Annotated in this window: 25 protein-coding genes, 1 tRNA gene and 1 pseudogene; 5 read left to right on the top strand and 22 right to left on the bottom strand. The window is 54.8% G+C overall.

The annotated features are described in order from the left end of the window. Positions 1 to 180: 180 nt before the first annotated feature. Positions 181 to 789 carry a recombinase family protein gene (locus C5Y96_RS20050; protein ID WP_105357062.1) on the top strand — a complete coding sequence of 203 codons (609 nt, stop codon included), beginning with the start codon at positions 181 to 183 and terminating at the stop codon, positions 787 to 789. 211 nt (positions 790 to 1,000) lie between these two features. Here C5Y96_RS20050 and C5Y96_RS20045 read toward each other — a convergent pair whose 3' ends face one another. The 10 genes and pseudogenes from C5Y96_RS20045 to C5Y96_RS20000 form a co-directional block, all read right to left on the bottom strand. After that, complete coding sequence (locus C5Y96_RS20045; RefSeq protein ID WP_146115745.1) at positions 1,001 to 1,786, bottom strand: hypothetical protein; 786 nt, start codon at positions 1,784 to 1,786, stop codon at positions 1,001 to 1,003. Positions 1,787 to 2,194: 408 nt separating this feature from the next. Beyond that, positions 2,195 to 2,491: a hypothetical protein gene (locus tag C5Y96_RS20040; RefSeq protein WP_105357057.1), complete on the bottom strand. Its 297-nt coding sequence runs from the start codon at positions 2,489 to 2,491 to the stop codon at positions 2,195 to 2,197. Next, positions 2,488 to 3,048 carry a hypothetical protein gene (locus C5Y96_RS27865; RefSeq protein ID WP_233199031.1) on the bottom strand — a complete coding sequence of 187 codons (561 nt, stop codon included), beginning with the start codon at positions 3,046 to 3,048 and terminating at the stop codon, positions 2,488 to 2,490. Before C5Y96_RS27865 ends, C5Y96_RS20040 begins: the two co-directional genes overlap by 4 nt. Positions 3,049 to 3,901: 853 nt before the next feature. Beyond that, positions 3,902 to 4,216 (bottom strand): annotated as a pseudogene (locus C5Y96_RS28195) (recombinase family protein); the annotation flags it as partial. 70 nt (positions 4,217 to 4,286) lie between these two features. Then, positions 4,287 to 4,976 carry a hypothetical protein gene (locus C5Y96_RS20025; RefSeq protein ID WP_146115744.1) on the bottom strand — a complete coding sequence of 230 codons (690 nt, stop codon included), beginning with the start codon at positions 4,974 to 4,976 and terminating at the stop codon, positions 4,287 to 4,289. Positions 4,977 to 4,980: 4 nt separating this feature from the next. Further along, positions 4,981 to 5,355, bottom strand: a complete 375-nt coding sequence (locus tag C5Y96_RS20020; protein ID WP_146115743.1) for a hypothetical protein — start codon at positions 5,353 to 5,355, stop codon at positions 4,981 to 4,983. 176 nt (positions 5,356 to 5,531) lie between these two features. Next, positions 5,532 to 6,653, bottom strand: a complete 1,122-nt coding sequence (locus C5Y96_RS20015) for a tyrosine-type recombinase/integrase (RefSeq protein WP_158261331.1) — start codon at positions 6,651 to 6,653, stop codon at positions 5,532 to 5,534. 499 nt (positions 6,654 to 7,152) lie between these two features. Beyond that, a tRNA-Leu gene (locus C5Y96_RS20010) sits at positions 7,153 to 7,236 on the bottom strand. 291 nt (positions 7,237 to 7,527) lie between these two features. Further along, positions 7,528 to 8,424, bottom strand: a complete 897-nt coding sequence (metF, locus tag C5Y96_RS20005) for a methylenetetrahydrofolate reductase [NAD(P)H] (protein WP_105357044.1) — start codon at positions 8,422 to 8,424, stop codon at positions 7,528 to 7,530. A 10-nt stretch (positions 8,425 to 8,434) separates the two neighbouring features. Further along, a complete protein-coding gene (locus tag C5Y96_RS20000) occupies positions 8,435 to 9,685 on the bottom strand; it encodes a putative sugar nucleotidyl transferase (RefSeq protein WP_105357041.1) in 1,251 nt (416 codons plus the stop codon). A gap of 362 nt (positions 9,686 to 10,047) precedes the next feature. On the opposite strand from C5Y96_RS20000, the gene C5Y96_RS19995 reads away from it, so the two are divergent. Both C5Y96_RS19995 and C5Y96_RS19990 read left to right on the top strand, forming a co-directional pair. Then, complete coding sequence (locus C5Y96_RS19995) at positions 10,048 to 11,145, top strand: diguanylate cyclase domain-containing protein (protein ID WP_105357038.1); 1,098 nt, start codon at positions 10,048 to 10,050, stop codon at positions 11,143 to 11,145. Between the two features lie 24 nt (positions 11,146 to 11,169). Then, a complete protein-coding gene (locus C5Y96_RS19990; RefSeq protein ID WP_105357036.1) occupies positions 11,170 to 12,159 on the top strand; it encodes a succinylglutamate desuccinylase/aspartoacylase family protein in 990 nt (329 codons plus the stop codon). A gap of 113 nt (positions 12,160 to 12,272) precedes the next feature. On the opposite strand, the gene C5Y96_RS19985 is transcribed toward C5Y96_RS19990, so the two are convergent. From C5Y96_RS19985 to flhA, 5 genes are all read right to left on the bottom strand, one after another. Beyond that, positions 12,273 to 13,061: a FliA/WhiG family RNA polymerase sigma factor gene (locus tag C5Y96_RS19985; protein WP_105357034.1), complete on the bottom strand. Its 789-nt coding sequence runs from the start codon at positions 13,059 to 13,061 to the stop codon at positions 12,273 to 12,275. Between the two features lie 195 nt (positions 13,062 to 13,256). Next, the gene (locus C5Y96_RS19980; protein WP_105357031.1) at positions 13,257 to 13,562 is read right to left on the bottom strand and encodes a hypothetical protein; all 306 of its coding nucleotides are present in this window, start codon (positions 13,560 to 13,562) and stop codon (positions 13,257 to 13,259) included. A 138-nt stretch (positions 13,563 to 13,700) separates the two neighbouring features. Continuing rightward, positions 13,701 to 14,522 carry a MinD/ParA family protein gene (locus C5Y96_RS19975; protein WP_158261330.1) on the bottom strand — a complete coding sequence of 274 codons (822 nt, stop codon included), beginning with the start codon at positions 14,520 to 14,522 and terminating at the stop codon, positions 13,701 to 13,703. A gap of 87 nt (positions 14,523 to 14,609) precedes the next feature. Further along, positions 14,610 to 15,740: a flagellar biosynthesis protein FlhF gene (gene flhF / locus C5Y96_RS19970; protein WP_105357026.1), complete on the bottom strand. Its 1,131-nt coding sequence runs from the start codon at positions 15,738 to 15,740 to the stop codon at positions 14,610 to 14,612. 51 nt (positions 15,741 to 15,791) lie between these two features. Beyond that, positions 15,792 to 17,876 (bottom strand): flagellar biosynthesis protein FlhA, encoded by a 2,085-nt coding sequence (flhA, locus tag C5Y96_RS19965; RefSeq protein ID WP_105357024.1) that lies wholly within the window; start codon positions 17,874 to 17,876, stop codon positions 15,792 to 15,794. Positions 17,877 to 18,268: 392 nt separating this feature from the next. Between flhA and C5Y96_RS19960 the strand changes: the two genes are divergently transcribed. Then, positions 18,269 to 19,444 (top strand): sulfotransferase family protein, encoded by a 1,176-nt coding sequence (locus tag C5Y96_RS19960; RefSeq protein WP_105357021.1) that lies wholly within the window; start codon positions 18,269 to 18,271, stop codon positions 19,442 to 19,444. A 111-nt stretch (positions 19,445 to 19,555) separates the two neighbouring features. Beyond that, positions 19,556 to 21,454 carry a DUF4332 domain-containing protein gene (locus tag C5Y96_RS19955; protein ID WP_105357014.1) on the top strand — a complete coding sequence of 633 codons (1,899 nt, stop codon included), beginning with the start codon at positions 19,556 to 19,558 and terminating at the stop codon, positions 21,452 to 21,454. Between the two features lie 19 nt (positions 21,455 to 21,473). Here C5Y96_RS19955 and flhB read toward each other — a convergent pair whose 3' ends face one another. From flhB to C5Y96_RS19920, 7 genes are all read right to left on the bottom strand, one after another. Beyond that, positions 21,474 to 22,583, bottom strand: coding sequence for a flagellar biosynthesis protein FlhB (flhB, locus tag C5Y96_RS19950; RefSeq protein WP_105357013.1), 1,110 nt, complete (start codon positions 22,581 to 22,583; stop codon positions 21,474 to 21,476). Positions 22,584 to 22,586: 3 nt separating this feature from the next. Beyond that, a complete protein-coding gene (locus tag C5Y96_RS19945) occupies positions 22,587 to 23,390 on the bottom strand; it encodes a flagellar biosynthetic protein FliR (protein ID WP_105357012.1) in 804 nt (267 codons plus the stop codon). A gap of 22 nt (positions 23,391 to 23,412) precedes the next feature. Continuing rightward, a complete protein-coding gene (gene fliQ, locus C5Y96_RS19940; protein ID WP_105357011.1) occupies positions 23,413 to 23,688 on the bottom strand; it encodes a flagellar biosynthesis protein FliQ in 276 nt (91 codons plus the stop codon). Positions 23,689 to 23,703: 15 nt separating this feature from the next. Next, complete coding sequence (locus C5Y96_RS19935; RefSeq protein WP_105357009.1) at positions 23,704 to 24,633, bottom strand: flagellar type III secretion system pore protein FliP; 930 nt, start codon at positions 24,631 to 24,633, stop codon at positions 23,704 to 23,706. Positions 24,634 to 24,636: 3 nt separating this feature from the next. Beyond that, positions 24,637 to 25,320: a FliO/MopB family protein gene (locus C5Y96_RS19930; protein ID WP_158261329.1), complete on the bottom strand. Its 684-nt coding sequence runs from the start codon at positions 25,318 to 25,320 to the stop codon at positions 24,637 to 24,639. A gap of 192 nt (positions 25,321 to 25,512) precedes the next feature. Next, the gene (gene fliN / locus C5Y96_RS19925; protein WP_105357004.1) at positions 25,513 to 26,148 is read right to left on the bottom strand and encodes a flagellar motor switch protein FliN; all 636 of its coding nucleotides are present in this window, start codon (positions 26,146 to 26,148) and stop codon (positions 25,513 to 25,515) included. A gap of 33 nt (positions 26,149 to 26,181) precedes the next feature. Then, on the bottom strand, positions 26,182 to 26,742 hold the full coding sequence (locus C5Y96_RS19920) for a flagellar basal body-associated FliL family protein (protein ID WP_105357002.1): 561 nt from the start codon (positions 26,740 to 26,742) through the stop codon (positions 26,182 to 26,184). Positions 26,743 to 26,770: the final 28 nt, after the last annotated feature.

The raw sequence follows: 26,770 nt of genomic DNA, 5'->3' as shown, positions 1-26,770 counted from the left end.
AGTGCCCCCGCCCCGACCTAGAAGCCATCGAGTGTAAAGTTTCAGGTTATGCCTCAGTCACGACCACTCGACCCTACTAATTCCAGGTGCAAGCGCTTGCTAGCCGAGGCTTCTGACTGTAAAGTCAGAGGCATACCTGAGGTTTACAGTTCTTGTTGAGATTGGCGAAAGGGTGAAGTGATGCCGAGCAAAGCCGAGAAGTTGGTAGTGATCTACGTGCGTGTCAGCAGCAATCGCCAAACGGATCGAAGCCAGAAGGCCGACCTTCAACGCTGGGTCGATGCCCTGCCTGACGGTATCAACGTGAAGTGGTTTCGTGAGAAGCAGAGTGGCAAGAGCATGGACCGAGCAGAGTGGCAGAAGGTACAGGCTCTGATCGAGTCGGGGTCTGTAAGCTCACTAGTCGTTTGGCGACTGGACCGGTTAGGCCGAACCGCCTCAGGGCTCACTAAACTGTTCGATACGCTTCAAGAGGCTGAGGTCAATTTGGTTTCGCTGAAGGACGGGCTAGACCTGGCAACCCCTTCAGGTCGTTTGATGGCAAACGTCCTGGCCTCTGTCGCAGCTTACGAGAACGAGGTGAGGTCAGAGCGGGTCCGTGCTGGGATGGCTGCAGCGAAGGCCGATGGCAAGCGTATTGGCGGTAGTCAGAAGGGTGTCCGAAAGACGGTAACACCGACGAAGGAGAAGGCGATCCGTAAGTTGAAGGCAGATGGCGAATCGGTCGCAGCTATCGCCAGAGCAGTGGGTGTCAGCAGGCCGACAGTGTATAGCGTCCTTGGGGCATAGTAGGCCCAGACGTGGCTTCTCGTGCCGCCTGATCAGTAAAACCCCTAAAGAGCCGGCCCGAATGCCTGGCTCTTGTCGTTGGCAGTAGTGGGAAATCGGTTCCGCACACAAACGGTCGTAGTCCATCACGACATTCGCTACGCATTCTTCCCCTTCATCGAGCTTAACCTTCGGGATAGCTCATCATTCCCTAAGAGTTGGTTCAACTCGACTAAGAAGAAACCTCATCTTCAACATCGCTCTCCTGCTCGCCCACTTGAAGATGATAAGTTAATCCAAGTTCAATCGCCACGTTCATGGCTTCGCAGTAAGTGTTATCGAAACTGCCTTCTATCTTGGTAATTTCAGCGAGAGCTTCACCTTTTTGGAAGAACCGATTGGCAGTAGACGTTAGCAAGTCAACTGCCAGAATTTCGGGGTTTGAGAGCATTCGGGATAACTCCACAAACTCCCGAATTTCCATCGCAGCAATAGTGTGACCAGCGTCCCACAACTTCTTTGAGTCCTCGAGTAGGTAAGGTATCCCCTCCCAGTATGAATTACCTCCAAATTCTGTGGCCCTAAAATGCCTTGCAGCAACTATGCAAACGATGTACACGAGTTGGTACTCCATAGTTTCCTGATAAATCTCACGGAGCTTCTTAACACTTCCTTCGTCATCAAAAGTACTTTTGTGAACCTGCAAAAATCGTAGGCACTTGGCTTCAAGGGTCATTAGTAGCGGCAACACATAGTCGTCGCATGGCATTTCCTCGTTTGTCCTCCACTCCCCCTCAAAATTGTTTGACGCCGCGACCGCCTCATCGATCTCGCGAGCAAAATCTGGATGTATGCATTGCATCGCCTGCGCTGCATCCCGCAGATGGCGAGTTGGTACCTCAGAATTAAAGCCGGTGTAGTGGTATTCGAGATGTGCTCTCAGAATACCTAAGGCATCTTCATAGCGTTTTCTAGTTTCGTCTTGCGACAAAAAAATCGACATAGGTGAAATTGACATAGTCGTTCCTTTCATTAAGAGTCACTGAGCCAGTTAGAAGACGAAATAATAAGGCAGTATTGCTTAACCGTCAAAAGTCGAAATCCAACGTGCGCGGACCATCGATATGAGGCAAGTTCGAGTTGCCTGAAGGGGGAAGATCAACAGATGGGAGCCAAACCGAGGAAGCAGGTTTACCTGATGCAAGCGCTTGCACAACCCACCGGGCAATGCCATTCCCCAATCATCTCAGCGTGGTTGTAAAGACGCCTATTACTGACAAAGGAAAACCCCCGCCGCGTCAAGACACCGCAAACGCGACGGGGGCAACCTGGAGTTTACTTCCGCATACTCGATCAAGACATTCCCATGCCCAGCTTCTACCCCATCCCAACTTAGAACGGGAACTGGCTTGGTCGATGAGCGTGATCACTCACCCTGTTTCGTAGCTGGGATCGTCCGTTTCACGAAGGTATCCAGGGCGTTCAGCGCTGCTTCATGCTCTGGACTACCTACGTCCAGTTCGACAACCTTCTTCTTTAGACGCTTTAGGGCGTCGTAGAGCGCGGGAGCTTCGACTTCGTTTAGCAATGAGAAATAGGTATCCGCCTCCGCCCGTAGCATTTGAAGTGGGAGCAATAGACACTCAATGAATTTGGCGTCACTGTCACTTCCTTCCTTTGCAACCGCAGTTAAGGCTGCAATCGCTCTTTCGTACTTGTTCATTGAATGCACTTTGTCTTCTTCATGGTTTGAATGATTTGCTCGATAATCTCCTCCCTGGTCATGTTGCTCTCTTCCCGCTTTGGCTGGCCTGCAGGTACTTCAAGGGAATCGCGAAGTTGGAAGCGGTTCTCGATGCCTGTGGCGATTAGGCCAGTCTTGCAGAGCATATCGAAGCGGCTCTTGCGGATTTCAAGCAGCAACTTCTCCTGACGACATATCGCCAACTCCGTCCGCTCGGATCGCTTCGGCAAACCATCCACAACTTTGAAGTTCTGTCTTAGCCGATGAACGTCCCGCTCGATGCGTTCCTCCTGGTACTTCAATCGCTCTAGCTCTACTGCCAACAGCGCGAGCCCAGAGTTCATCCGATAGTGACTGGCAACATCCTGGTCGATTCGCAGTATCCAGCGATGAACCGTTTTCCGGTCGACATCCAGCTTTGCGGCAACGACGGTCTGATGCATGCCATGCAAGCGCACCGCAATCCAGGCTCGCTGTGCATCGGCACCGATGTCGTCGTTTATGGTCAATGCTAGTGGTTCTGCTTCGTCCGTCATCGGTTGGTATTTTCACTGAAATATGGGACATTCCACCTATTCTCCCATACATTCGCTTAAGCGTAAATAGCTTAAGAGTATTTAAGCACTTTTTCACTTCTTGATCATCATTAGGACCATCACGAGAAAGTCGTAGATGTGTGGTTACACGTGCAAGCGCTTGCATTGATCGCGAGAACCGAACCGGGCGCGCGGCCGCCCCACAACAAGCATGAAAATCGTCCCCCAAGCGCGGCCCCCGAAACAATAACGACACCTGGCAGTAGAGACTTAGCAGAGCATGAACACGCTCAAGATCGGTTCCGAGCCATCCGCGCGGCGAAGGACAACGGACATCATCACCTTCACGTTCGTTGTCCTCCGATAATTTTATACCTACAAACACTTCTTGTACCGGTACCGCTAACTCTTGATTTGTACTCGATACTTCATTCACTTCTTCTAGCTGGGTAGTTATCTCTTCTAACGGTTTAGACCCTTTAGGTAACAGCGCGGAAGAATTGGCGGCCAACCATCGCTTTGTTCGAGCCTCACTTGAGGTGTCATAGCCAGCGTCATTTAGCACACGCTGAATATAAGGCGCTGACCTTCCGACGCGTTTGGCTATAGCCCTTAGCGTCTGACCTTGCTCGCAAAGCTCAAAGATGCGTGAGTGATCAGCCGTCTTAGGTCGACCGCCTGTTTTACGCTTAGCCGCCATGCCGCGACGTGTTTGCTTGCCACGGGACTTTTCGTCTTGTGATTCGACGACGACAACCAAAACACCACGACATAATTTAGTGAGAGCATTCAACTCGGATTTCGATAATTGCTGAATTCCAGACTGACGTGGTTGATATCCAACCGGTCGTAGCAGTCTGTCAATGGTCTCTACAATGAGTGGGCAGTTGTGGACTCGGCAGAACTCAAGGGCCTTTAGTAGGCCTGGACGATTCAGGTTACCCGATGCTGGTCCTACTTCCTGAAATGATTCTCTGACTCTCAGACCTGCGTTTTCGACCAAGTGTTTCAGGCCGTTTGATTGATCGTCAAGATTCCCGTTCCTCGCCTGGGGCGAAGTCGACACGCGGGCACTGGTGGCGCACTCATCGAAAAGTCCGACCTGTACACACCATTCCGGTTTTAATTGATTATTGCTAGCTAAGAAGTCGAGTGATACAATAGCCATTAGTGATCTCAGGAGACTAGGTCTTCTATTAAGGCGAGTGGGGCCGTAATCTCCCGCTCGCCTTTTTTCATTAGGTAACCGGCTCCGATGCATCCGATCGAATGAACCGTGGCATCTTGTAGCGCAGGAATCGTCGGATCGCCCAAACGTCCAGTTCGGAGAACCGCCGTTGACCATACTCATCCTTCTTGTCGGCGACAGGTAACTCGTTTCGACGAAGAACGCCGATAAGCTGAGTCTTGGAAATCTCAAACTCGTCGTTAAGTTCCTCCACAAGTTGCTCGAAAGTCATCACAGGGGAAGTTTTTGGCTCAGGCAAACCGTTCTCAACGGTTCGTGTTCCCGTCGTTGCCTCGAAGGTCAATGGATGTTGAGGAGGAGCCAAGACAATGGGCTCCCGCGTCGCTTCCCAAGCAAGCAAGTCGTTACGTAGTTCTTCACGGTCAGAAGGTGGGATTATCGCCATCAAGTCTCCTGAACGTTGCGTCAACTTCGTTCTTGCCACTTCAAAAGTACAGCAAGACACGGCACCGATTTCACAGGCCGGATCATCAGCGAGAATCTTCGCCTTTGCATGTTCGATGCTGATCGCATAGCGAACCTGCTTGTGCCACCGGCGCGGTTTGCCGTTGCCCCTATCGGAAGCCAGAACATAGATGGTTACGAATCGTCCCATAATGAAGGGTTTTTCCGTAGTCTTTGCTCGCTTCTTTAGCAGCCTAAGTGCGTTCTCTTCGTAGTCGTGTTTCAACACAGACATCGGATCACCCCTTCAATTTCAATTGAGACATAACGGAATTAAGAACATCATTGGCCTCGTTGCCTTCATCTTCAGCAGCGTAAGCTTTGGCGACTTGTGTCCAGTGAGCGAGTTCAATCTCTGCAGATAGCAACGCAACCGTGTTAGATGGTGGCCGGTCATCAGCATCTGAGATTTCCCGATTCTTCCTGACGACTTCGCGGGTGAATTCGCTGAAACTGGGGTTGAAGTCGAAGATGTCGTTACCCTTTGGCAATTCGAAAGGCCGACGTTCTCGCGCCAGCCGATCAAGTACTGATAGTTCTGAAATGTGCACACCAATCTCCCAATGAAAATAAAGTGAAGGATGCCAGTTCCAACGTGGAACTGGATTGACCAACTCGATTCTAGATGTCGTGGTCAGTTAGATAGCGCACTCACTTGACAACAAGTTCTGTGCAACTCTTCAGATTTTACCAAATATTATTTTAAGACGCAACACGCTGCGGCCACCAACAGGAAGCCATCACCGAATTAGAGATGGCTCTATTCCTGCAAGCGCTTGCATGGCTACCCTCAAGCATCAGGGAAGCCGAAGTGCTCCCTCATCCCATCGGTCACCTCAAACAACCGATCAAAGTGCTGACGCACATAGTAAGTCTTAGTACCCTGCGTCGCATGTGAGAGGTAGAAGGAAGTAAGCTCCGGCTGACGTTCTTCGATGAAGTCGGCCCCAGTCTTGCGGAATGCCTTGAATGGTGGAGACACCCCAACGTTGACTCGAAACTTATTGAATCTGTTACCGATGGTATCGGTACGACTCACCTTACCGTCGACCTCTCGATCAACGACTAGGGGCTGACCGCTGGCAGTTACCAGCAATGGCGAGCCATTCGGGCTTCGTTGCTGCTTCAACTTGCTCAAAGTTACCGGCCATAACTTCGCCCGTGTCAATTCACCGGTCTTGTTCCGTGGTCGTTCTAGGACTCCGGTTTCCCAGTTAATCATGCTCGCTTCCAACGTCGCAATTTCTCGCTGAGTGAGCCCGGCATTTAGTCCGAGCAGTATCCAGAGTTTCATCCGCTCATTGGCCGCCGCATAGAGTCGCTTCACCTGATCGACCGTAAAGAACTCCTTTGGACCTCCCCCCAAGGACTTAACCTTGGCGTAGCGGGTCATGTCTTTTGGCAATGCTTCTAGGTAGTTCTCATCGGCTAACCAATGCATCCACTTAGATAACGTCGCTAATCGCTTTTTGAGTGTTCGCCCCGACTTCGCTTCTTCCTGGGCATGGGCGCGGTAGTGACTCAGAACCGACGCTGTGACCAGATCAATATCGATGCAGTCAAGGTAATGACCGATGAGGAAGTCCTGGAAGTACGTCAGATAACGCTTATCCTCACCATACATCTGCATGGAAAGTTCGTCTGCGTGGACCTCACGCAAACGCCGATTTAGATATTCCTCGATCAATGCTGAAATCTTAGTTTCAGTTGGTGCCCCCTGCCCTGGTTCGGCATGGTCAAGCATTGAGGCAAAACCATAGCCAAGAGCCCAGGGCGGCTTGTCGTCTGGTTGAACGATTGGAGTTGGTTCTCTCTTGGGTGGGTCCACAGACGCAACCGTTGAAGGTTTGCGAACTGATGCAACCGACGTCATCACGAGTGGTGGCTGGGCGTAGCCGAAGTCATCGTTCATTCGCTCGGCAGGAATAAGAACGCGCCCACGTCCCGTTTCACCATTGAGATAGGGGCATGGTTCTAGGCCATCCAACCATAGCTTGACCCGGTTCCATTCAGCTAGCGCGAACCGGTAGCCAGCAGTGTCCTTCTTGCCTCCACACTCCCCGTCAGACGGGAAGTACCAATCGGTTCCCAGGTATCGTTTTCGCCACTTTCTGGCGTGCTTCACCCATGTCAATTCATAACGTCGCGGCATCGTGATCTCCTCGTAGTTCTGACTCAAATCGAGTGCAGAATCGGGGCTGACCACTCGCCTGAGCCCGCAACTTACGGGAGGAGCGCTTAACCGTCAAAAACGCGAAAATGGCGTTTCAGCACCTACCCTATCGGGAGCCCTTCGGGAGCCCTTTGGGACCCGTTCGGGAACCTTTTGGGGGCCGGCGCATAAAAAAACCACTTCTAGCGAGACTAGGTCAAATCGCCGTAAGTGGTTACTATCAAAGAAGTTAAGAAGGTACCAGAGGGGGGAATCGAACCCCCACTCCCTTGCGGGAACTGGATTTTGAATCCAGCGCGTCTGCCAATTCCGCCACTCTGGCACGATCGGGATGTCCTCGGCAGGGAAACGGATCGCTTGGATCCGCTGGACATCCGGCGGCATGTTAAGGATTGCCGCTGCTGTGGAAAGGTCGAATTCTAGCCGGAATCGGCCCTGGCGGCAATGACCGGTCAGGCTATTCCGGGGGGAGATCTCGACCTTCGTCCCCTTCTAGGACACTTATCTTCGGCGTAAGTTCCCTGGTTTTGCGTCCGCGGAAGGGATATCCCCGGCTTCGCATAACGGCAGGGACGTTCGGCAGGGGTATTAACGATATTGCAATGGTTGGCAACTAAGCTGGCGAGCCGGACTTCTTTTTGGCCTGATGCCCCTTGAGTGCGGTCAGAATCTTGCCGGTTGCTTCGGCCTGATTCAGCACGTAGAAGTGGAAGCCTGGGACGCCGTTGTCCAGCAGGTCGTTCACTTGCTGCGAGGCATAGGCGGTGCCGACCTGCTTGTGCCACTGGGCATCGTCTGGCTTCTCGCTCAGCTTATCGAACAGTTGCTTCGGAATGCCAGCGCCGCACATTTTGGCGATCTTCGAGATCTGGGCCAGGCTGTTGATCGGGAAGATGCCTGGCACGATCGGTACGGTGATGCCGGCCTTCTCGCAACGCTCGCGCCAGCTGTAAAAGTCGCTGTTGCGGAAAAACAGTTGCGAAACGATTACCTGGGCACCGGCGTCGACCTTGCGTTTGAGGTTTTCGAGATCGACTTCGGCACTGGGGGCTTCCACGTGTTTTTCCGGATAGCCGGCGACCAGCACGCCCAGTTCGCTGAATTCGTCGTTGATCAGTTCGACCAGTTCGTTGGCGTAACGCAGGCCCTTCGGGTTCGGCTTGAACGTGGTTTCCCCTTGCGGCGGGTCACCCCGCAGGGCAACGATGTAATCGACTCCGCGTCGTTCAGCTTCGGCCAGGAAGCTACGCAGGTCGGCCACACTGGAACCCACTACCGTCAGGTGCGCGGCAACGGGCACCTGGAACATGGTTTTGACCTTTTCGACGATCTCGAGCGTGCGTCCGCGCGTCGAACCACCGGCACCGTAGGTACAGGTAATGAACGCGGGCTTGTGCTTCACCAACTGCTCGACCTGCAGCATGAGCGACCGCACTCCCTTGTCGGTCTTGGGGGGAAACAACTCAAACGAGATCGGCAGTGCGCCGGGCTTGTAAAAATCGGAAAGCATGGGGCAAGTTCTAAAAAACGAGGGGCTCACCGGTCAGTTGACGTTCTTCCTGAGTGAGCAGGTACATATCGTGTATCAGTTGAATGTCGCACGGCGTCTGAGTGACATTACGCCGCTGGAACATTCTTTGTTGGGTCGAAATCATGACCTCGGGCGGAAGCTCGGTGACCTGACCGAACAAGCGTGCATAGTTTACGAAGCTGGGCACGTTGGTCGTGACGAAGCCGTATAACATACTGCAGACGCCTATTGTCTTACCGGTAAATATACCCGTATTGATAGCCGTCTTTGAGTAGTCCCCAAAAATCGACCCCACGAATTGCATTTTCGTGGCGACGCGACCAAACGGATAGTCCATGTTGACGGTTCCGTAGGTATTCTTCAGGTCGCTGTTCGAGGTCCCGGCTCCCAGGTTGATCCAGCTTCCCAAATAACTGTGTCCAAGGAAACCGTGGTGCTGCTTGTTGGAAAACGGTTCTATGACGGTTGCTTCTACTTCTCCGCCAATTTTTGTGGTATGCCCGAGCGAAACGGCATCTTTAATGGCCGAATGCTCGATCACCTTCACGTTGCGGCCGAGGTAGGCTGGACCTCGCAAAAAGCAGAAGGGACCGATACTTACGCCTTCTTCCACCACGATCGGGCCGTGGGATGCATCCACCGAAACGTTCTCGGCCAGGCTGATCTCTCCGGCGGCATACAGCCCATCCTGGACCTCGCGATAGGCACCGGTCCGCAGGCGGTATTCTAAGTTTTCGTGAATGATTTCTTCGTTAAACCGCACGACGTCGTGAGCGTACTCGAACAATTCGAACGATTCGTCGCGTGGCGAAAGCTCGGGCTTGGATGCCAAGGCATCGACAAACGCGAGGAACTCGTCGTAAGTACTGCTGGTGTTCGGAATTCGATGCCCTGGCGGAAGCAGCGCCGCGATGACACGCCCTTCGTGCAGCACGATACCGGGCTGATTGGATTTCACCCACTGGATGAGCTTGTCCAGGACCTGAACGCGCGGCACGACACTGGCACTCAATAGCAGGGTCGGTTGGCCATCGACGAGGGGTGTCTCGTGGAGTTGTGGGTAGTACTGAGCCTGAAGCGCGTCGATATGGTACCGCACGACACCGCGGCAGGCGTCGAACTTCTCGGCCAGCAGTTCGGCCAGGCGAAACCCACCGCACGTAATCCCATAGGCCGGCCGCGCAAGGACGATCGGATACAGTTTGGAAACCGAACGGTCTTCAAAAAGGATGCAGTTCATGCCTGGGCGGTGTCTTTCTCGGCATCGTGCCGAACGACTCAAATAGTACCGGTAATAACGAATTTAACACCACAATGTGGTTTAATCGTCTTTCGGGCAACGCGTCTGCTGCCCAATAGGTGCCGTAAAACGATTTCGCACCCGATATTTTTGTAATCTTTGCTTACAATTCCCTGAAACACCGTTGTACCCGAACTTTTAATACTGCGATTCCCCCAGAAACACTGTTGCCCCGTCTCATCGGGCAACCTGTAACCTAAGATTTCCCAGCGGTTTTGGTCGTAACCGACTGGAACCGCGCAAGGTGCCCCTGTTTTTGTGGTTCTCGACGTTTTCCCTGCATCTGATTGTTTGACCGAACTATGGCAGAGCTATTGACGTTTGTTCTGGGTGACGTTTTCGGCGTGGTGACTCTCTTCGTGGGGATCGTCATTGGTTTCTGGCTTGGAAGACTGTGGGCCAAGTACGTTCAACCACCGCAACCTGCCGAGTCCGAAGATGAGTCGGCCGCGTATCGCGATCAGTTGGCTGGCATGATTCAGTTCACCAACCACTTCACCGGCGACCTGAGTAAGCATATCGAATTGCTCGAGAATCTCGAACAGAAGTTGATCCAGCCTGAGGGTGGTCAGGCCGTCGCCGACGATGGCCCGTCAGCCAAGGCAGTCGAGTTGATTGCCCAGATTACCGCCGCCAATCAGAAGCTAAAGCAGCGATTGGAATCGGCCGAGGCAACGTTGAAGACGCAATCGCAAGAACTGGAAGACACCCTGTCGGAAGCCCGGACCGATCCTCTCACACAACTGCTCAACCGCCGTGCTTTCGACGAAGAACGAGAACGCCGCTGGGCACTCTGGCAGCGCAAGCAGCAACCGTTCAGCCTGATGATTCTTGACATCGACCATTTCAAACGTGTCAACGATACCTACGGGCACGATGCGGGTGACATGGTACTACGTGAAGTTGCCGCTCGCCTGAACAGTGTCATGCGAAAGACCGACTACCTGGCTCGGATCGGCGGCGAAGAGTTGGCCATCCTGGTTCCTGAATCGGATTGGGCTTCGGTTTCGACGGTCGCGAAGAAGGTCCTAAACGTGGTGCGTTCGTTGCCGGTGCAATACGGCGAAACGTCGATCGACATCACGATCAGTTGCGGGCTGATGCCGGTTATCCATGTCGAAGCGCTCGATACGCTAACTAAGGGAGCCGACGAAGCGTTATACGCCGCTAAGGCAGCCGGCCGCAATTGTGGCTTCCTGAACAATGGCGAAACGCTGATTCCGATCGAAGGGCAATCTTCGCTGTCCTCTCAAGACGAGCAATCATCCGCGAGTAATCCGTCACGCACTTCGGAAGACGAGTCAGAACCGACAGCTCGAATTCAGATCAGCGAACTTGATTCGGCGGCCAATGAACTCAAAAATCGACTGTTTCAGATTTCTCAAAGCATTATGCCGTAACGTAAGAGAGGGATCTTACGACGTATGGACGCGCGACACACCAACCAGCCCAGCCCACAACCCAGCCGTTCGTTTGTCATTGGTGGACAGTACGTAGGCCCTGGCAATCGGCTGCGTCTGGAAATCCCTGTCGCTCGTCTTCCTACCGGCACGTACATCACTCTGCCAATTGAAGTGTTGCATGGCCCGGTTGAAGGTCCCACCGCTTGGGTTTCTGCCGCCGTGCATGGCGACGAACTGAACGGGGTCGAGATTGCTCGCATGCTTCTTGAGAAGCTGACGCCAAGCAAGTTGATCGGAACGTTGATTGTCGTGCCGATGGTGAACGGCTTTGGCGTGATCAACCAGAGCCGTTACCTGCCTGACCGACGCGACTTGAACCGTTCTTTCCCAGGCTCGAAGACGGGATCGCTCGCCTCGCGACTGGCCAAGCTGATGATGACCGAAGTGGTTTCGCGTTGTCAGTACGGCATCGATTTGCACACCGGTTCCAATTTGCGAACCAATCTTCCGCAGATCCGCGGCGATATGGATGACGAAGAAACGTACGAATGTGCGTTGGCCTTCGGACCGCCTGCGATTGTGCATTCCGACCTGCGCGACGGCTCGCTGCGCGCGGCGGCCAATGCGAAGGGGATCAAGGTTCTGCTTTACGAAGCAGGCGAACCCAATCGCTTCAACCACGACTCGATTCGAGTTGGCGTGAACGGCGTGATGCGTGTTCTTTCATTTCTGAACATGCTCAAGACACCGGTCAAGCTTCCCAAGCGTGCCCCCAAGATGATCCGCGAATCGACTTGGGTACGCGCCAAACGAAGCGGGATCGTACGCCTGCTGGTCGAACTCGGGGACGAAGTTCACGACGGACAACAAATTGGCATCATCGCCGATGTGTTTGGAACGGAACCGAAGTATTTGAAGGCCCCGTACGACGGCCTGGTCATTGGGCTCTCGAACAATCCGATCGCGCACCAGGGGGATGGCTTGGTGCATGTTGGAAGGCTTGGCTCTTAAGCCCCGGCAGGAGCTTAAGAAGGAACACTGAAAACTTGCCACTAGCGCAAAAACAAACGACCCACTCAAGAGCGGGTCGTTTGCGATTTGATCTAACAATCTCGCGGCAAACTCTAAACCGTTCCGAACTCTGGCTTACGCCGTCCGAGTTGGCTTTGGAGTCGCGAGACGATGCTGCTGTGCATCTGGCTGACGCGGCTTTCGCTCAGGTCGAGCGTGGCACCGATTTCTTTCATGGTCAGCTCTTCGTAGTAGTACAGAATGATGATCAGACGCTCGTTGCGATTGAGCCCCTTGGTCACCAGACGCATCAGGTCATTCTTTTGAATGCGACGCGTGGGGTCTTCCCCCTTCTTGTCTTCGAGAATATCGATTTCACGGACGTCTTTGTAGCTGTCCGTTTCATACCACTTTTTGTTGAGGCTGATGAGCCCGACGGCGTTTGCGTCGGAGACCATCTTCTCGAGTTCCTTGAGTGGCATTTGCATGTGCTCTGCCAGCTCTTGGTGAGTAGGTGCCCGTCCAAACTTGGCTTCCAATTGCTTGGTTGCTTCGTTCAACTTGCTCGCTTTCGAGCGAACCAGACGGGGTACCCAGTCCATGGTTCGCAGTTCGTCCAGCATTGCACCGCGAATACGCGGGACACAATACGTTTCGAACTTCACGCCTCGGCTCATATCGAACGCGTCGATTGCGTCCATCAAGCCAAAGACGCCTGCCGAAATCAGATCGTCGAGTTCAACCCCTTCAGGGAGTCGAGCCCAGATCCGCTCGCCGTTGTATTTCACCAGCGGCAAGTAGCGTTCAACAAGTTGGTTTCGTAATTCTTTCCGCGACGGGTCCACTTTGTAGGCTTCCCACAAGTGAGACACGTCTTCCCTGGTCGCGGTCGTCGTTGCCATGCGTTCCTCCGTGAATCGCCCATCTTGAGCTAACACGCATTTTCTTATGAAATCGACGGGCCTGAATCCTTCAGGCCACTTCCCCGTTGTTGGCAAAATGCCACTTCGGAAAGGGAATCGATCAGGTGATCCAATCTCGCGTTAGGGACTCGGAGATTCCCGGGGAGGAATATCTTTGTCGGCCTATGTCGCGGGTTACGCGGTTTTGGGAGCTTTGGAGTCGGCAGACATGCCACCGTGTTCCATTGCTTCCAACTCCGCATTGATTCGCTGCCGCACCGATTCGTCCACAATGCGGGCAGCAGCGTTTCCTATCAGCCATCCAATTGCCGCGAACAGAAACATTGCTCCGATCGCCGCGATAAGAATCGATTCGATCCCGCCAGACATAACCAGTCCCCGTATAGTCACGGTGACTAGTGCCGTCGTAGCCAAGATTCCCGCGTAGTCGCGTCCCATCGATTCCAGGTTGGTTGAGTTGTATCGATCCGCAAACCTCATACGTCACATGCGCATGTGACGCTTTCTCGTTCAATCGACGTTCCAAAAACGAGAATTGAGGTAATTTTACGGATATCATTTGTTTTGCTTGAAAAACTCGTTGCCAGTTCTGAAGTGATTGCAGCGATAGCACCATGGTTAAGCGGCCCGTTTCGAAGAGGGCGATTGGGAAAGGCTTAACGACATGCGCACCAGGCGATCGGCAATGCGCTGAATCGACTTGCTGGCGGTATGATCGGCGTAGCGTTGAATGAATGGCTGAGCCACACGAGACGCGGCCTTGATCTCAGAGGCCGTCTCGACATGCCCTACCGACTCGATGGCCAGGTTCAAATACTTGGCGGCGGTGGCATCCATTCCAGCAACTAAATCGAGATGTCCTGAATCGCTCGTGGCACGATTCATAAGGACATGGGTGACTTTTCTCGGCGAGTAACCATGCAGCGAGCGTATCCGCTCGTAGCTGGCCTTAATGGCATCCGCCGTGGGGTTCAGCACGACCAGGAACAGTTGGGCCATGCGCCACAGTTCGCCGGCCAAGGGGTTCAGTTCATTACCGGCATCAATCAGCACGATGTCGGCATGACGTCCCAGTCCCATCAGTTGTTCGATAAAGCGGTCGACCGCAGCCACCGGCCACCCCCCTGCTCCGCTGCTCTGGTCGGTCGGTAGCAGCAGCGATGCCGCCAGGCCAGGCACCAGGTATTCGTGCAGGTCGAGTCGTCCCGTCAGCAGTTCATCGATACTGACCGTGGGCGTGCGACCGGTTAACAGAGCGAGTCCCGCGTTGTTGGGATTCAGATCGACCGTCGCCACACGATGCCCGGCAAGTCCCATTGCACAGGCCAGGTTATGGCAAACGGTTGTCGTTCCTACCCCCGCACTACCACCAAACAGCACGAAGGTCTTCGCTTTCGCGAACGCCGGCGTGCCGCCGATCATGGCGCGTTTAGCAAGCATTCGCAGAAGCGTAGCTTGGTCGCGGGGAAAAGAAGGTTCAAACGACATATTAGATCAGACAGTAACTTGGCTAAGGCTGGTTGGTTTCTACAGGATACGAGCGACCAGGTCTTCCGCTTCAGCAACGGCGATGGCCTGGGGGACGTCCTGACCGTTGGTCACGTATGCCAGCGGGAGCTGGGGATCTTGCAGAAAACTCAATGTGTTACCCAACGAACCAACCTCATCAATCTTGGTTAATACCCAGCTGGAAGGACCTACCGTGGTGAACTTTGCCACCGCCTCGGCCAGGTTCTTCGAACTGCTGGGGGCGGACAGTACCAAATAGGTCTCATCAGGGGAAGCTGCTTTTATCAAAGATCTGAGCTGCTGTACTTGCACCTCGTCGCGAGGGCTACGACCCGCCGTATCGATGAAAATTTGTTCGCAGTCCGACAGTTCATTGATAGCACCGCGAACTTCCATCGGAGTCGATACGATCTTCATCGGAAGATCCATGATCTCGGCATAGGTTTGCAGCTGGTCGACGGCGGCGATCCGGTAGGTATCGACCGTCACCAGGCCAACGCGACGCTTATGGTCGAACTTGGCCCGAGCTGCCAGCTTGGCGATCGTCGTGGTCTTGCCGACGCCTGTCGGTCCAATCGCCGCGACAATACGAGGATAAACATGTGGGTTTTCGATATCGTGTCCCACGTGCATCGATTCCGCCAACTCGTTTCGAATGGCCTGCAACAAAACGACTTCTTCTTGCTGCGACGGCAGGGCATGATTCGACAGCACTTTCTCGCAGATCGAATCGGCCAGAAAGCCAGGCACTTCCGCTTCGACCAGTCGCTCGCGAATTCGCAGTAGCGAAGGCGGCCAGCCAGGCCCGGTGCTGAAAAAGCTTTGGCTGAACGACATCGCTTCCAGGTCGATACCGGTGTCGTCTTTCGGAATATCGTTTAACAGTGGAGCATTGAACTGTTCGATAGTTTCAGGTGCAACGGCTTCCGGTTCTTCAGATTCTTCTTCCGGTTCTTCGACCTGAAAGCGACTCTTCAGATTGGAATCGGACGAAGCAGCCAGTTCGATTTCCTTACCGCCGAAAAGGCCCTTCAGCCCACGCTGGGGAACTTCTCGCGTGTGGAGCAAAGCGGCATCGGGGCCAAGTTCTTTGCGAACTAGCTCCAATGCTTCGGGCATCGATTTGGCGCGGAATGAGCGTATGTCCATGATGATTATTTACTACTTCTGCGGCGGTTGCTGAGGGCCTGGCCCTGGCGGCTAATGTTTGCCTGGCATCGCGTCACTGATAATGCCCATCGACTCGATCATCGTATCGTTGGTGATTTCGTTGTGGCTCAGCACGATCAGGTCAGGAATGAAGTTGCCGGTCAGTTGTTTCACGGCGGGGCGAATCTGAGGATTGACCAGCACGATCGGCGGCTTGCCAATTTCGCGAAGCTTCTCGATTCCAATGGCAATCGATTTGCATGTCATCTCGATGGCTTGAGGACTCATGCGGGCAAACGCGCCGCGTTCCATTTCAATGCCTGAGGCAATCCGATCCTGCATCGCCGGGTCGAGCGGCACCACGTAGATGCGGCCTTCCTTGTCGCGATACTTGGTGCAGATCGTACGGGCCAGCTTGTGGCGAACGAACTCGGTGAGCCACACTGGATCTTTCGTGCGGCCAATATGGTCGCCTAATGTTTCGAGGATGCGAGCCAGTTGGCGGATCGAAACTTCTTCGCGAAGCAGTAGCTGTAGCACGGCCTGAACGTCGCCGATCTTCATCGCCCCAGGAATCAACTCGTCGACCACGGCCGGAGATGTTTCCTTGAGTTCATCCAGAAGGTGCTTGGTCGCGTCGCGGGTCAGTAGTTCGTCCGCGTGCTTCTTCGATACCCGCTGCAAGTGCGTGGCCAGAACCGACGTCGGTTCGACGATTGTGTAGCCCATCATTTCGGCCTGCGGCCGCATGCCCGGCTCAATCCAGACGGCAGGCTGATTGAACGCAGGGTCACGTGTCTTCTCGCCGGGCAAATCTCCCTTGGCACCACTCATGGCAATCGCCAGCAGGCCATCTGGGTAGATCGTATTTTCAGCGACAACGTTGTTGCTGATCTTAATGCGGTACTGGTTTTCGTGCAGGCGCATGTTGTCGCGAATGCGAACCTTGGGCAGGATCACGCCGATCTCGCTGGCCACGTTCTGACGTACGCCAGTGATACGCGGCAGCAGGTCACCACCTCGGGCAGGTGCCGCGAGCCGGACAAGACCGACCCCCAGTTCCATTTCCATGGGGTCGACCGTGAGGTAGTCTTCGATCCGGTCGTCCTTCTTGGCGGCGTCCTGTTCTTCCTTCTGTTTCTTTTCGGTCTCGGCCGCCTCGGTTTGTGTCTTCTTGGCTTGCCCCTTCTTGGTCATCACGGCGATGCCCACGCAACCGGCACCGATCAGCAACAACGGAAGAGTCGGCAGGCCCGAGAAAACCAACAGCCCCAGGAAGCAACCAGCCACACCCAACGCTTCTGGACGCGAGAACAACTGCTTGATGAATTCAACCGGCAGGTTCGATTCTTCGGTGCTGCGGGTAACGAGCAAACCAGCGGCCAGCGAAATCAAAAACGCCGGCACCTGGCTCACCAGGCCATCACCGATGGTTAGCTTCGTGTAGACCTGAGCCGCCTCAAACACTTCCATTCCAGACGAAACGCCGATGATCAGCCCGCCGATGATATTGATCAGCGTAATGACGATACCGGCAATCGCATCACCGCGGACGAATTTACTAGCACCGTCCATGGCCCCAAAGAAGTCGGCCTGCTGTGTGATCTCGGCACGCCGCTGTTGGGCTTCGACTTCGTCGATGATACCGGCATTCAGGTCGGCATCGATCGCCATCTGTCGCCCTGGCATCCCATCCAACGCAAAACGGGCCGCGACTTCACTGATACGCGTGGCACCTTTGGTGATCACCAGAAACTGGATGAGCACGATGATGATAAAGATAATGATCCCGACTTCAACGCGGTCGCCGGCCACGAATTCGCCGAAGCTTTGAATCACGCCGCCAGCGGCATCCATCCCTTCGGTTGCCGCCCCAGTCAGAATAAGTCGCGTGGTAGCGACGTTCAGCACGAGCCGAGCAAGGGTCGTGGCGAGGAGCAGCGAAGGAAAAATATTGAACTCGAGGGGTGTCTTCACGTAGATGGTCGTCAGCAAGATGATGACCCCCGCCGTGATGTTTGCTGTCAGCAGCAAATTCATCAGCGGTGCCGGCAACGGCATCAAAATCACCAATACGCTGGTGATGATACCGATGGGCAAGATCAGGTCTCGAATTCTGCTGAGGCTGAAATCCACGAGTTTCTGCGAACTTTTTTCAAGTTTGTCTAAAGGTTTTCCCTGTCCGATCCGACGTCGGGCGGGTGGAAGATTACTGAAACCCCTTTGGGGTGTCCAGAGCGATCAATTCAGTGGAAGTTGTTGCCTGCAGACGAGTTAACTGGGGTGCCAGGTGCTAGCAATAAGGGGCACTCATTCGCGTTCTCTCGATTCCTGTCCCCTCGCCCCTCAGAGGAGAGGGTTAGGGTGAGGGGCGAACCTGGTACCAACTTTCCAACCCTCACCCTGACAATTTCCCTTGAGAAGGGAGAGGGAACACGTTGACCGACCTTCGCTGGTCGATTTAGCGTTTTTGGCGTAAACTTCGGTACCCATACCCCAATCGCAGACGTTTTAGGAACTTGAGCGACTTGAATGCCTCATCCCCCGCCACCGATTCGCAGTCGAAACCGGCGGAAGCCTCGAAACCGAAGAAGCCCAAAGCCAACAATTACCCCTGGTACACGCCGCGCGTCTGGCACGGTATGCGGGTAGGTACGTGGGGCAGTCTGCTAGCAAAGAACGGATTCAAGGTGCATCCCCTGAAGCTGGGCCTGGCCGCGACTGTTTCCGGCTTTGCGATCAACAACAGCGTTTGCCATCAGTTGCAAAACCTCTTCTTTGGCAAGAAGATCAAAGACGCGAAAATCGAGAACCCGATCTTCATCCTTGGTCACTGGCGAAGTGGTACGACCCTTCTGCACGAGTTGATGGCCGCCGACGACCGCTACGCGACACCGAACACGATTCAGTGCTTTGCGCCGAACATGTTTTTGATCTACGGCCGGTTGATCGAGAAATACTGCAACTTCTTCATGCCCAAGAGCCGCCCGATGGACAACATGGGCATGGGATGGTCGAAGCCGCAGGAAGACGAGTTCGGCGTTCTGAGCCTGGGAGAAATGTCCCCCTACGTACGGATGGCATTCCCCAATAACGCCAAGCCTGATCCCGACTTTCTCGATCTGGCCGCTGTTCCGCCGCATCGTAAAGAAGAGTGGCTCGACACGCTCGACCTGTTCATGCGCATGGTCACCGTTCAAGAGCAGAAGCCGCTGATCCTGAAGTCACCCACGCACACCGGCCGAATCGGCGAACTGGCCGAGCGTTACCCGGACGCGAAGTTCATTCACATTGCTCGCGATCCCTACGATGTCTATGCGTCGACGGTCCGTCTGTGGAACACCATGGACGAAGTGCAAGCATTCCAGGTCTCGAAGGATGACTATCGCGAGTACGTCTTCGACTGCTTCGAGCGGATGTACGCCGCCTACGACCGCGGACTGGCATCGGTACCCAAGGAGAAGGTTTGCCAGACTCGCTACGAGGACCTGATCGCCGACCCGGTAGGGGAAGTTCGTCGTATCTACGATTCGATCAACCTGGACGGGTACGACCGCATCGAACAAGGCGTACGAGACTACGCCGAACGTACCAAGGACTATCGCCGCAACAGCCACTCCATGGATGAAGCCACTCGCCGGGAGATTCAACGCCGCTGGCGAGGGTATTTCGAGTCCAACGGATACCCGCTGGACGAGGCATAAGCATCAAATCCGGCTTGGGGCAAATGGCCACTTTTCGCTAGAATTCGCGTAGCGAGACGCCATCATTCTCCCCGCACGCGGATACGAAGGAACTCGGGAAAGGAAGCCCCGTTGCATTTGCTGTTCGACATTCTGTACGCCGCCCATGCCAACGGCACACACCACAAGCTGGCGATGGATGCACTGAAACATCTGCCGGCCGAGAACAGCGAGCGCCGTCGTAACATCTTCCTAAAGCACTACGAGCCCTATCTGCGGGGCTCGAAGGATCCCGATAAGAAGTTCAAGGACTTCCGTAATCACGTTCTCCATCCCTCGCAAGACTACTGGGGCGGTGCCGAGAAAGCGGCCAGAAAGTGGTACGATCTGCTGGTCGAATCGATCCGCGCGGAGAAGTGGAAAGAGGCCGCCTACAACGCAGGCGTCCTGAGTCACTACTACAGCGACCCGATCATGCCGTTTCACACCGGTAGTTCCGAGGCCGAGAACAACATCCATCGCGCGGCGGAATGGAGCATTAGCTGCTCGTACGATCGGTTGCGATCCATGGTCGAGCTTCGCGGGCTACCGGCGGTACGGATGCCCAGCGGCCAGAACTGGCTCGAACAAATGGTTCGCGATGGCGCGACCAAATCGCACGCCAACTACCAGAGCTTGATTGATCATTACAACTTCAAGCAGGGGCGTCGCAATCCTCCGCGAGGACTCGACGTCACTTGCCGCGACATCGCTTCCGAGATGATCGGCTACGCGATCGCTGGCTTCGCGAAGATCATAGGCCGCGCATTCGACGAAGCTGCCCACGAACCTCCTTACGTACTACTGGTCGTCGAGACCGTCTTCGCCACGCTGGAGATGCCGGTGCAATGGGTTACCAAGCGGATGGAAAACGCCGAACAGGCAGAACTCGTCCGGCAGATGTTTCGCGAGTACCAGAAGACCGGCAAAGTCGAACGCAATCTGCCGGAAGACATACGTGTCGTTCGCGATGAGCTGGAAGCGGACATGAACCCGAATAAGCCTCAGGAAGGAGAACGACCTTTATATGAGGTGCCTGATCTTCCGGAGGTGAGTCTTGCAAGCCTGAAGCTGACCGGCACTCGCAAGTCGACCACAATCAAGCCTGAACCACCGAAGCCCCGTCGCGAGATCGAAGAAGAAAAAACCAAGCCGCGCGTTTCGATTCCGATCCCATCCTTTGAAGAGGATGAAGAGGAGGACGAACCAGCACCGAAGCCATTCGCCGAGAAGCCGCAGCCAAGCCAGCTCTATCAGCCGACCAAAGGCGTGACCATTCGACCGAAACCTCAAGAACCGGAGGACGAACTCGAGGAAGAAGACGAACCAGCCAGCCCAGTCGAACGGACGCGACCGCCGGTTTCCGTGAAACCTCCACAAGTCGAACCACCCAAGGTTCAGGCAGCAAAGATCGAGCAGCCTGAGGAGGACTACCCGCCGTCGGTTTCCATCGCACCGAAAGCGAGGCCGCAATCGGAAGTCAAACAGCCACTGGCTGAAACGCCTCCACGCGAGCGAGCGATCGAAGAGAAGAAGCCGATCGAAGACAAGCCGCTGAAGTTCTACCTGAACTGGGAAGACCCGGTCGTCGATGCCCCTTCGATCGGCAACAAAACCGCCAAGCGGCTCAACGGCGTCGGCATCAAGACAGTGGCTCAGTTGGTATCCGCCGATGCCAAAACCGTCGCCCCCAAGCTGAAGGCCAAGCATATCACGCCGAAGTTGTTTGCCGAGTGGCAAGCCCAGGCCGTGCTGGCTTATCGCATTCCTATGCTCCGCGGGCACGATGCCCAACTGCTAACCGCATGCGGCCTGGAAACGCCCGAAGATGTCGCGAAAGCATCAGCGAAAGACCTGCTGGCCGAGGTTACCGAGTTTGCCGAAACATCGGATGGGCAGCGGATCATTCGCAGCGGAACGCCGCCTGATTTGGCTGAAGTGACCAACTGGATCGCCTGGGCACGCCAGGCGCGACGTTCGCAGGCAGCTTAGAATTCTTCGACACAAAGAATTACGCCGCCCTGCCCCGTTCACGGTCGGCTCGTTCCAGGTCGGCCATCGTCGGCATCTGCTTGCCTTGCAGTTCGTAGACGTATCGCAGCACTTCCGCGACTGCCGCGTAACGTTCCGCTGGTACCGGATAGCCGATCTCGGCTTCCTTGTACAGCGCGCGGGCCAGTTCTTTGCGTTCGACCACGGGAATATTATTTTCGAGTGCGAGACGCCGGATGCGTTGGGCAACGGTGCCGGCTCCTTTGGCAACGACCACCGGGGCTGACATCTCGAATGGATCGTACTTTAAAGCAATCGCCAACTCGGTCGGATTAGTCACCACGACATCGGCCGTGGGAACATCGTTGGCCATGCGGCTCATCGCCAACTGCCGAGCAACCTGACGCCGCTTGGCCACGATCTGTGGGTCGCCCTGCATGGTTTTAATTTCTTCGCGAACCTCTTCCTTGGTCATCATCATGTCTTGTTCGGCTTTCCAGACCTGGTAGCCGTAATCAAGAATCGCCAGGATAACCAGCGCGGCGGCAATCTTCATGGAAGTCCACAGCGAAGTATCCAGCAGGTACCGGGCTACTTCCATCGTGCTCATGGCCGAGAGCCCGAGGATGGTATCCATCTCGAACCAAAGGGTCACGCCGGCAACAATCGAAATGATCAGGACCTTACCAATCCCGAAAAGCAGTTTCATCAAGTTCGTCAGCGAGAACATTCGCGACAAGCCTGAGGCTGGATTGATACGACTCCAATCGAAGCCCAGCTTATCTGGCAGGAACATCACGCCTGATTGCATCATGTTGACCGCAATCGCCGCGAAGAACAGGATCGCCAGGATCGGCAGCATAACCATCGCCAGTCGCCAGAACGCGGTGGCCGTGTGATTGGTGGCCCACATGTCGGTTGGGTTCAGCGGCGGTACGGTGCCAAGTTCGTCGCGGGTCAATTGCCCCAGAAAGTCGACCAGATCGCGTCCCAGAAACATGAGCGAACCGAGCGCTACGGCCAGCATTACAGCCGATACCAGGTCCTGACTCTTGGGAATCTGCCCTTTCTCGCGCGCTTGTTCGCGGCGATGCTGGGTTGCTTCTTCTGTTTTCTCTTGATCGGACATCGTCTAATTCTGGGCCGTTTCGATAGACCGATGAAACATGGATCGAATGTTATCGACGGTCGGTTCAACCGAGCCTTGGAAGATCCATACAACGCTGCCGATGGTCAGCATGACGAACGCCATCAACAGCATCGTGTTCATGCTGAAACCGATGGCCATCAAGTTCAATTGAGGAAGCGTGCGACTGATCACCCCCATCACAAGCACGCCCACCAACAACGCCACCGTTCCAGGAGCAGCGGCCTGAACACCCAGGATTAGTGAGTTCGCCAAGGTCTCTCGAATGACATGCACCAACTGCACGTCGATGGCCGCCACGCCAGGAGGTATCTCGGCGAAGGTATGCAGCAAAGCCGACATCAGAAAGCGATGGCCACCGATCACCAGAAACACGGCCAGCACCACCAGGTCGAAGATGATTGCCAGCATGGGAACGTTGTCGTCGAAGGCTGGATTGAAAACGTCGGCAATCGAGAGACCACCAATCTGCCCCAACAGTTGCCCGGTCATCTGCACCCCGGCAAACAAGATTTTAATGCCAAGCCCAAGCGACAGACCGATAATCAACTCGGCCCCCAGCACGATGATCAGGTTGGCCGCATTGCCAGGCTCGGGAAAGTCGTAATCCCAAAACACCGGGGTCAACATCAGCGAAATGGCAACGGCCAGGAACGATTTCACCTGTACCGGGGCATAGTTGGCACCAAGTACCGGAGCAGTGGCCACGAGCCCGCCGATTCGCGTCACGATAGCCGCGAAGATCAGCAGTTGCTCGAGGTTCGGTTCCAAGTACCGAAGCAGTTCCATGACGCGTCCCTCTAGCTAGTGATTAACCACCAGCGATTCGGTCGGGAATATTGCTGAACAGCTCGACCGTGTAACCGGCCAACTTGTGTAAAAGCCACGGCAGCGTAAAGGCCAAGGCGACGGCCATCGCCAAGATCTTGGGCACGAACGAAACCGTTTGATCCTGCACCTGCGTCAGCGCTTGCAGGAAACCAATCAACAGCCCCACTACCATGCCCACCACCAGCACCGGGGCACCAATCACCAGGCACATCATCATGGCTTGCCGGGTGAGATCGATTGTCGTTTGAGCATTCATGCGCGGTGCCTACGGCTAAAGACTGGGAGCGAAACTTTGCATCAACATGCCAATGATCAACGTCCAGCCATCGACCAGCACGAAGAGCAAAATCTTAAACGGAAGCGAAATCATCACCGGTGGTAACATCATCATGCCCATCGAAATGGTCACACTGGCAATTACGATGTCGAGAATCAAAAACGGCAGGTAGATCTGGAAACCAATCAAAAAGGCGGTCTTCAATTCGCTGAGCATGAACGCCGGCACCAAGGCCTGTAGGGGCACATCGTCGTACGACTGCGGCTCGCCGATTTCGTCGCGGGTTTTCTTCGGCAGGAACTCGTAGAACATCCACACGTCGTCGCTATTGCCAGCGATGTCGATCTGCTTGGCCATGAACTGCCGGATTGGTTTGACACCCCGTTCCCAGGCTTCGTCCGGTCCGACAACACCGGTGACGGGATCTTCTTCGGCAAACAGCTTGAACGGTTGTCCCGTTTCGGGATTTACTTCCTGACGTGTGTAGGGACCGATGCTTTCCTGGTAAACCTCTTGCCAGTATGGATGCATCACCATGAACGTCATGAACATCGCCAAGGCCGTAATGACCTGGCTGGGTGGCAACTGCTGCGTGCCGATCGCTTGCCGCAGTAGACCCAGCACGATGGTGATGCGAATGAAACTAGTGGTCATGATCAACAGCGCCGGGGCCAGGCTGATGACCGTCAGCAGGACCATGATCTGGATTGTACTAGAAAGCCCCTGAGGACTGGTCCAATGCTCGGGCCCTGCTTTGACGAAGTCACTCAGATCTTCGACTTCCTGCTGAATAGGACGATCGAGCGACGACTCGATCAGTGATTCCGGAATGGAAGTCGCCTGCTGTGCGATGGCCAGTTGCGGCTGAACAGCGACCGCGGCCAGGGCAATCCAAAGCCAGGCAATGTTTCGGATACTTTGCATGAACTAGGCCTCCAGGAATCCACGTGCCGGCTTGTGTCCCATTTGGCTCAGCACATCATGAAATGTCGCCGTCATGCTGCCAGGCGAATCCTGACGAACGATCGTCAGCAAACGTTCCACTTCGGTTGGCTCGGTAATCTCGGTCAGCGTTTCGACACCGCTGGGCGTGACACACAGCAGAAGCAGCTTTTGCCCAACACGAACGAGTTCCAGTTGCTGTTTGCCGCTGAGCTGACTCTTGCCGAGGACTTGGATGATCTCTTTCGACAGGCGACCATTGCTCGGCTTCATATTCTTCTTGCCAACCCAGGCAAAGATCAAAAACAAGCCGACCACCACAAACAAGCTCGCAGCGATACTGGCCGTTTGATTGCTTTGAAAGTTGAAGGTTGGCATGGTGATGCCTTCCTCTTTGGCGGCCTTGCTGGGGGGGGGCAGACGCAGTGGCTCTACCGCTGCGGCAGGCTGAGCGGCCGCTGGATTCGCAGCGTGCTCGCCCACCTCGGGAACCGCTTCGACATGCAGTGCCTGAGCCAACGGAGGAAAGGCAGGCGGGGCTTCGTTATGGATTTGAATGGGCTGGTTGGGTGGTACCTGCGAACCGGAGTAATCGTTGGCCGTTGCCGTCTGAGCCCCGGCAATCAACGTTAGTGCCCACAAGCACGCAGCTAAGATTCCATTCCGCATGAAAGTCTTCCTGATTTCCATTCAAGTCGCGAAGGCGACCAGGCCGAAAAAGATAGTGGGGAATTAGCTTCCTGCCGCATCCCGTCTCCCGCACAAAAATTGCGGGTGAGGCATCTTAGAAACTGGGCCGTCTCGGCTCAATACGAATCGGGCGAAACGTCGGGCAATTGCCTGCTAGCAGTTGCCCCCTGGTTAGACGACCGAGTCGCCCACGATCAGCTCGGTAATACGCACGCAGAAGTTGTCGTTGAGAATCAGCACTTCCCCTCGGGCAATCAGGCGTCCGTTAACGAAGATATCGACCGGATCACCGGCCAGCTTATCCAGCGGCACGACCGAACCCTTTTGCATCTGTAAGACTTCTTCCAGGTGCATATCAGCGTGCCCGAGCTCGATTTTCACTTCCAGCTCGACATCGCGAACCAGATCGATCGTGGTCTTATCGGTACTGGCTGGTGAGCCGCCAAAATCGCGAAGCGTAAATGGAGCGATCCCGGCAGGCATGTTATCGTTGGGTGAATTCAACGAAGCGATTGCCGCTTCGGCTTGATTAAGCAGATACTCGATATCGGATGCCCCCTCGCTCGATCCCCCGTGAGACGCTTGCGGGGCCGGCTGCGTAGCGGTGGCCATAGCAGGCTGTTGCTGCTTGGGCTGAGAACTAGCAGGAGGTCCAGAATTCTGAAACAAGGCTTCAATATCGTTCTGGTCGAGGGCCTCGAGATCTTCCGCTTGCTTTGGGGCAGGGCCGCTAGCACTCATATTGCCCGCCTGGGCTTTACGGAGCAGCTCTTCAATTTCGTCCTGTCCCATTTGGTCGTCAGTCATCGGATTCCATTCCAGATGAGAGGTCGTCGTCGTTTATTGTTCGACGAAGGAAAACTCGCTAAAGACGATGGAATGCACCATCGGCTTACCCAAGATGTTGTTGGTTTTCTCTAAAATCTTACGCTTGAGCAACCCCAAACTGGGATCGGTCAGCTCTCCGTCGTCGCTGCTGCGGACCGTCACAATGACTTGTTCTCGGAAACGCTTCTCGAACTTCGCGATCGCGGCGGCAAAGTCAGCCTCGTCACTGGCCCGAATCGTCGCGTACAGATGAAAGTCGATACGCATCGTCGATTCGCTGAGCGGACGATAGGCGGTAATGCCAAAAGGATCACCCAGATCGACTTCAACGGTCTCTTCGTCGGCGGACAATGGTTCGAGTTCTTGCTTCGGCAACATGCCATCGGATTGCCCATCCTGCGCCTGAATTTCGGCAGCCCGAATCACATCTTGGGGGCTGGGAATGATCAGGTAAGCAACCACGCATTCCAAAAGAACCAAGACCAGAATCCCTCCCAAGATCTGCAATTTCGCTTTCATGGGAGGACCTTTTACTACGTCGGGCGTTGCCGTGCTGTTTGCTGAATCAGCCATGGAATACTGCTTCTCACGAGACTATCTC

Source organism: Blastopirellula marina, assembly GCF_002967715.1.
GTDB classification, from domain to species: domain Bacteria; phylum Planctomycetota; class Planctomycetia; order Pirellulales; family Pirellulaceae; genus Bremerella; species Bremerella marina_B.
This window is presented reverse-complemented; position numbering and strand designations above follow the sequence as displayed.

What these genes read in the sequence shown, in the direction of transcription:
- C5Y96_RS20040 (WP_105357057.1), bottom strand. Translation starts at nt 2,491, where the DNA reads ATGAACAAGTACGAAAGAGCGATTGCAGCCTTAACTGCGGTTGCAAAG.
- flhB (WP_105357013.1), bottom strand. Translation starts at nt 22,583, where the DNA reads ATGTCCGATCAAGAGAAAACAGAAGAAGCAACCCAGCATCGCCGCGAA.
- C5Y96_RS19990 (WP_105357036.1), top strand. Translation starts at nt 11,170, where the DNA reads ATGGACGCGCGACACACCAACCAGCCCAGCCCACAACCCAGCCGTTCG.
- C5Y96_RS19920 (WP_105357002.1), bottom strand. Translation starts at nt 26,742, where the DNA reads ATGGCTGATTCAGCAAACAGCACGGCAACGCCCGACGTAGTAAAAGGT.
- C5Y96_RS19975 (WP_158261330.1), bottom strand. Translation starts at nt 14,522, where the DNA reads ATGCTTGCTAAACGCGCCATGATCGGCGGCACGCCGGCGTTCGCGAAA.
- C5Y96_RS20000 (WP_105357041.1), bottom strand. Translation starts at nt 9,685, where the DNA reads ATGAACTGCATCCTTTTTGAAGACCGTTCGGTTTCCAAACTGTATCCG.
- fliQ (WP_105357011.1), bottom strand. Translation starts at nt 23,688, where the DNA reads ATGAATGCTCAAACGACAATCGATCTCACCCGGCAAGCCATGATGATG.
- C5Y96_RS19930 (WP_158261329.1), bottom strand. Translation starts at nt 25,320, where the DNA reads ATGCGGAATGGAATCTTAGCTGCGTGCTTGTGGGCACTAACGTTGATT.
- C5Y96_RS19995 (WP_105357038.1), top strand. Translation starts at nt 10,048, where the DNA reads ATGGCAGAGCTATTGACGTTTGTTCTGGGTGACGTTTTCGGCGTGGTG.
- metF (WP_105357044.1), bottom strand. Translation starts at nt 8,424, where the DNA reads ATGCTTTCCGATTTTTACAAGCCCGGCGCACTGCCGATCTCGTTTGAG.
- C5Y96_RS20050 (WP_105357062.1), top strand. Translation starts at nt 181, where the DNA reads ATGCCGAGCAAAGCCGAGAAGTTGGTAGTGATCTACGTGCGTGTCAGC.
- C5Y96_RS19935 (WP_105357009.1), bottom strand. Translation starts at nt 24,633, where the DNA reads ATGCAAAGTATCCGAAACATTGCCTGGCTTTGGATTGCCCTGGCCGCG.
- C5Y96_RS19945 (WP_105357012.1), bottom strand. Translation starts at nt 23,390, where the DNA reads ATGGAACTGCTTCGGTACTTGGAACCGAACCTCGAGCAACTGCTGATC.
- C5Y96_RS20015 (WP_158261331.1), bottom strand. Translation starts at nt 6,653, where the DNA reads ATGAACGATGACTTCGGCTACGCCCAGCCACCACTCGTGATGACGTCG.
- C5Y96_RS19980 (WP_105357031.1), bottom strand. Translation starts at nt 13,562, where the DNA reads ATGAGGTTTGCGGATCGATACAACTCAACCAACCTGGAATCGATGGGA.
- C5Y96_RS19985 (WP_105357034.1), bottom strand. Translation starts at nt 13,061, where the DNA reads ATGGCAACGACGACCGCGACCAGGGAAGACGTGTCTCACTTGTGGGAA.
- C5Y96_RS20045 (WP_146115745.1), bottom strand. Translation starts at nt 1,786, where the DNA reads ATGTCAATTTCACCTATGTCGATTTTTTTGTCGCAAGACGAAACTAGA.
- flhF (WP_105357026.1), bottom strand. Translation starts at nt 15,740, where the DNA reads ATGGACATACGCTCATTCCGCGCCAAATCGATGCCCGAAGCATTGGAG.
- fliN (WP_105357004.1), bottom strand. Translation starts at nt 26,148, where the DNA reads ATGACTGACGACCAAATGGGACAGGACGAAATTGAAGAGCTGCTCCGT.
- C5Y96_RS20025 (WP_146115744.1), bottom strand. Translation starts at nt 4,976, where the DNA reads ATGTCTGTGTTGAAACACGACTACGAAGAGAACGCACTTAGGCTGCTA.
- C5Y96_RS27865 (WP_233199031.1), bottom strand. Translation starts at nt 3,048, where the DNA reads ATGACGGACGAAGCAGAACCACTAGCATTGACCATAAACGACGACATC.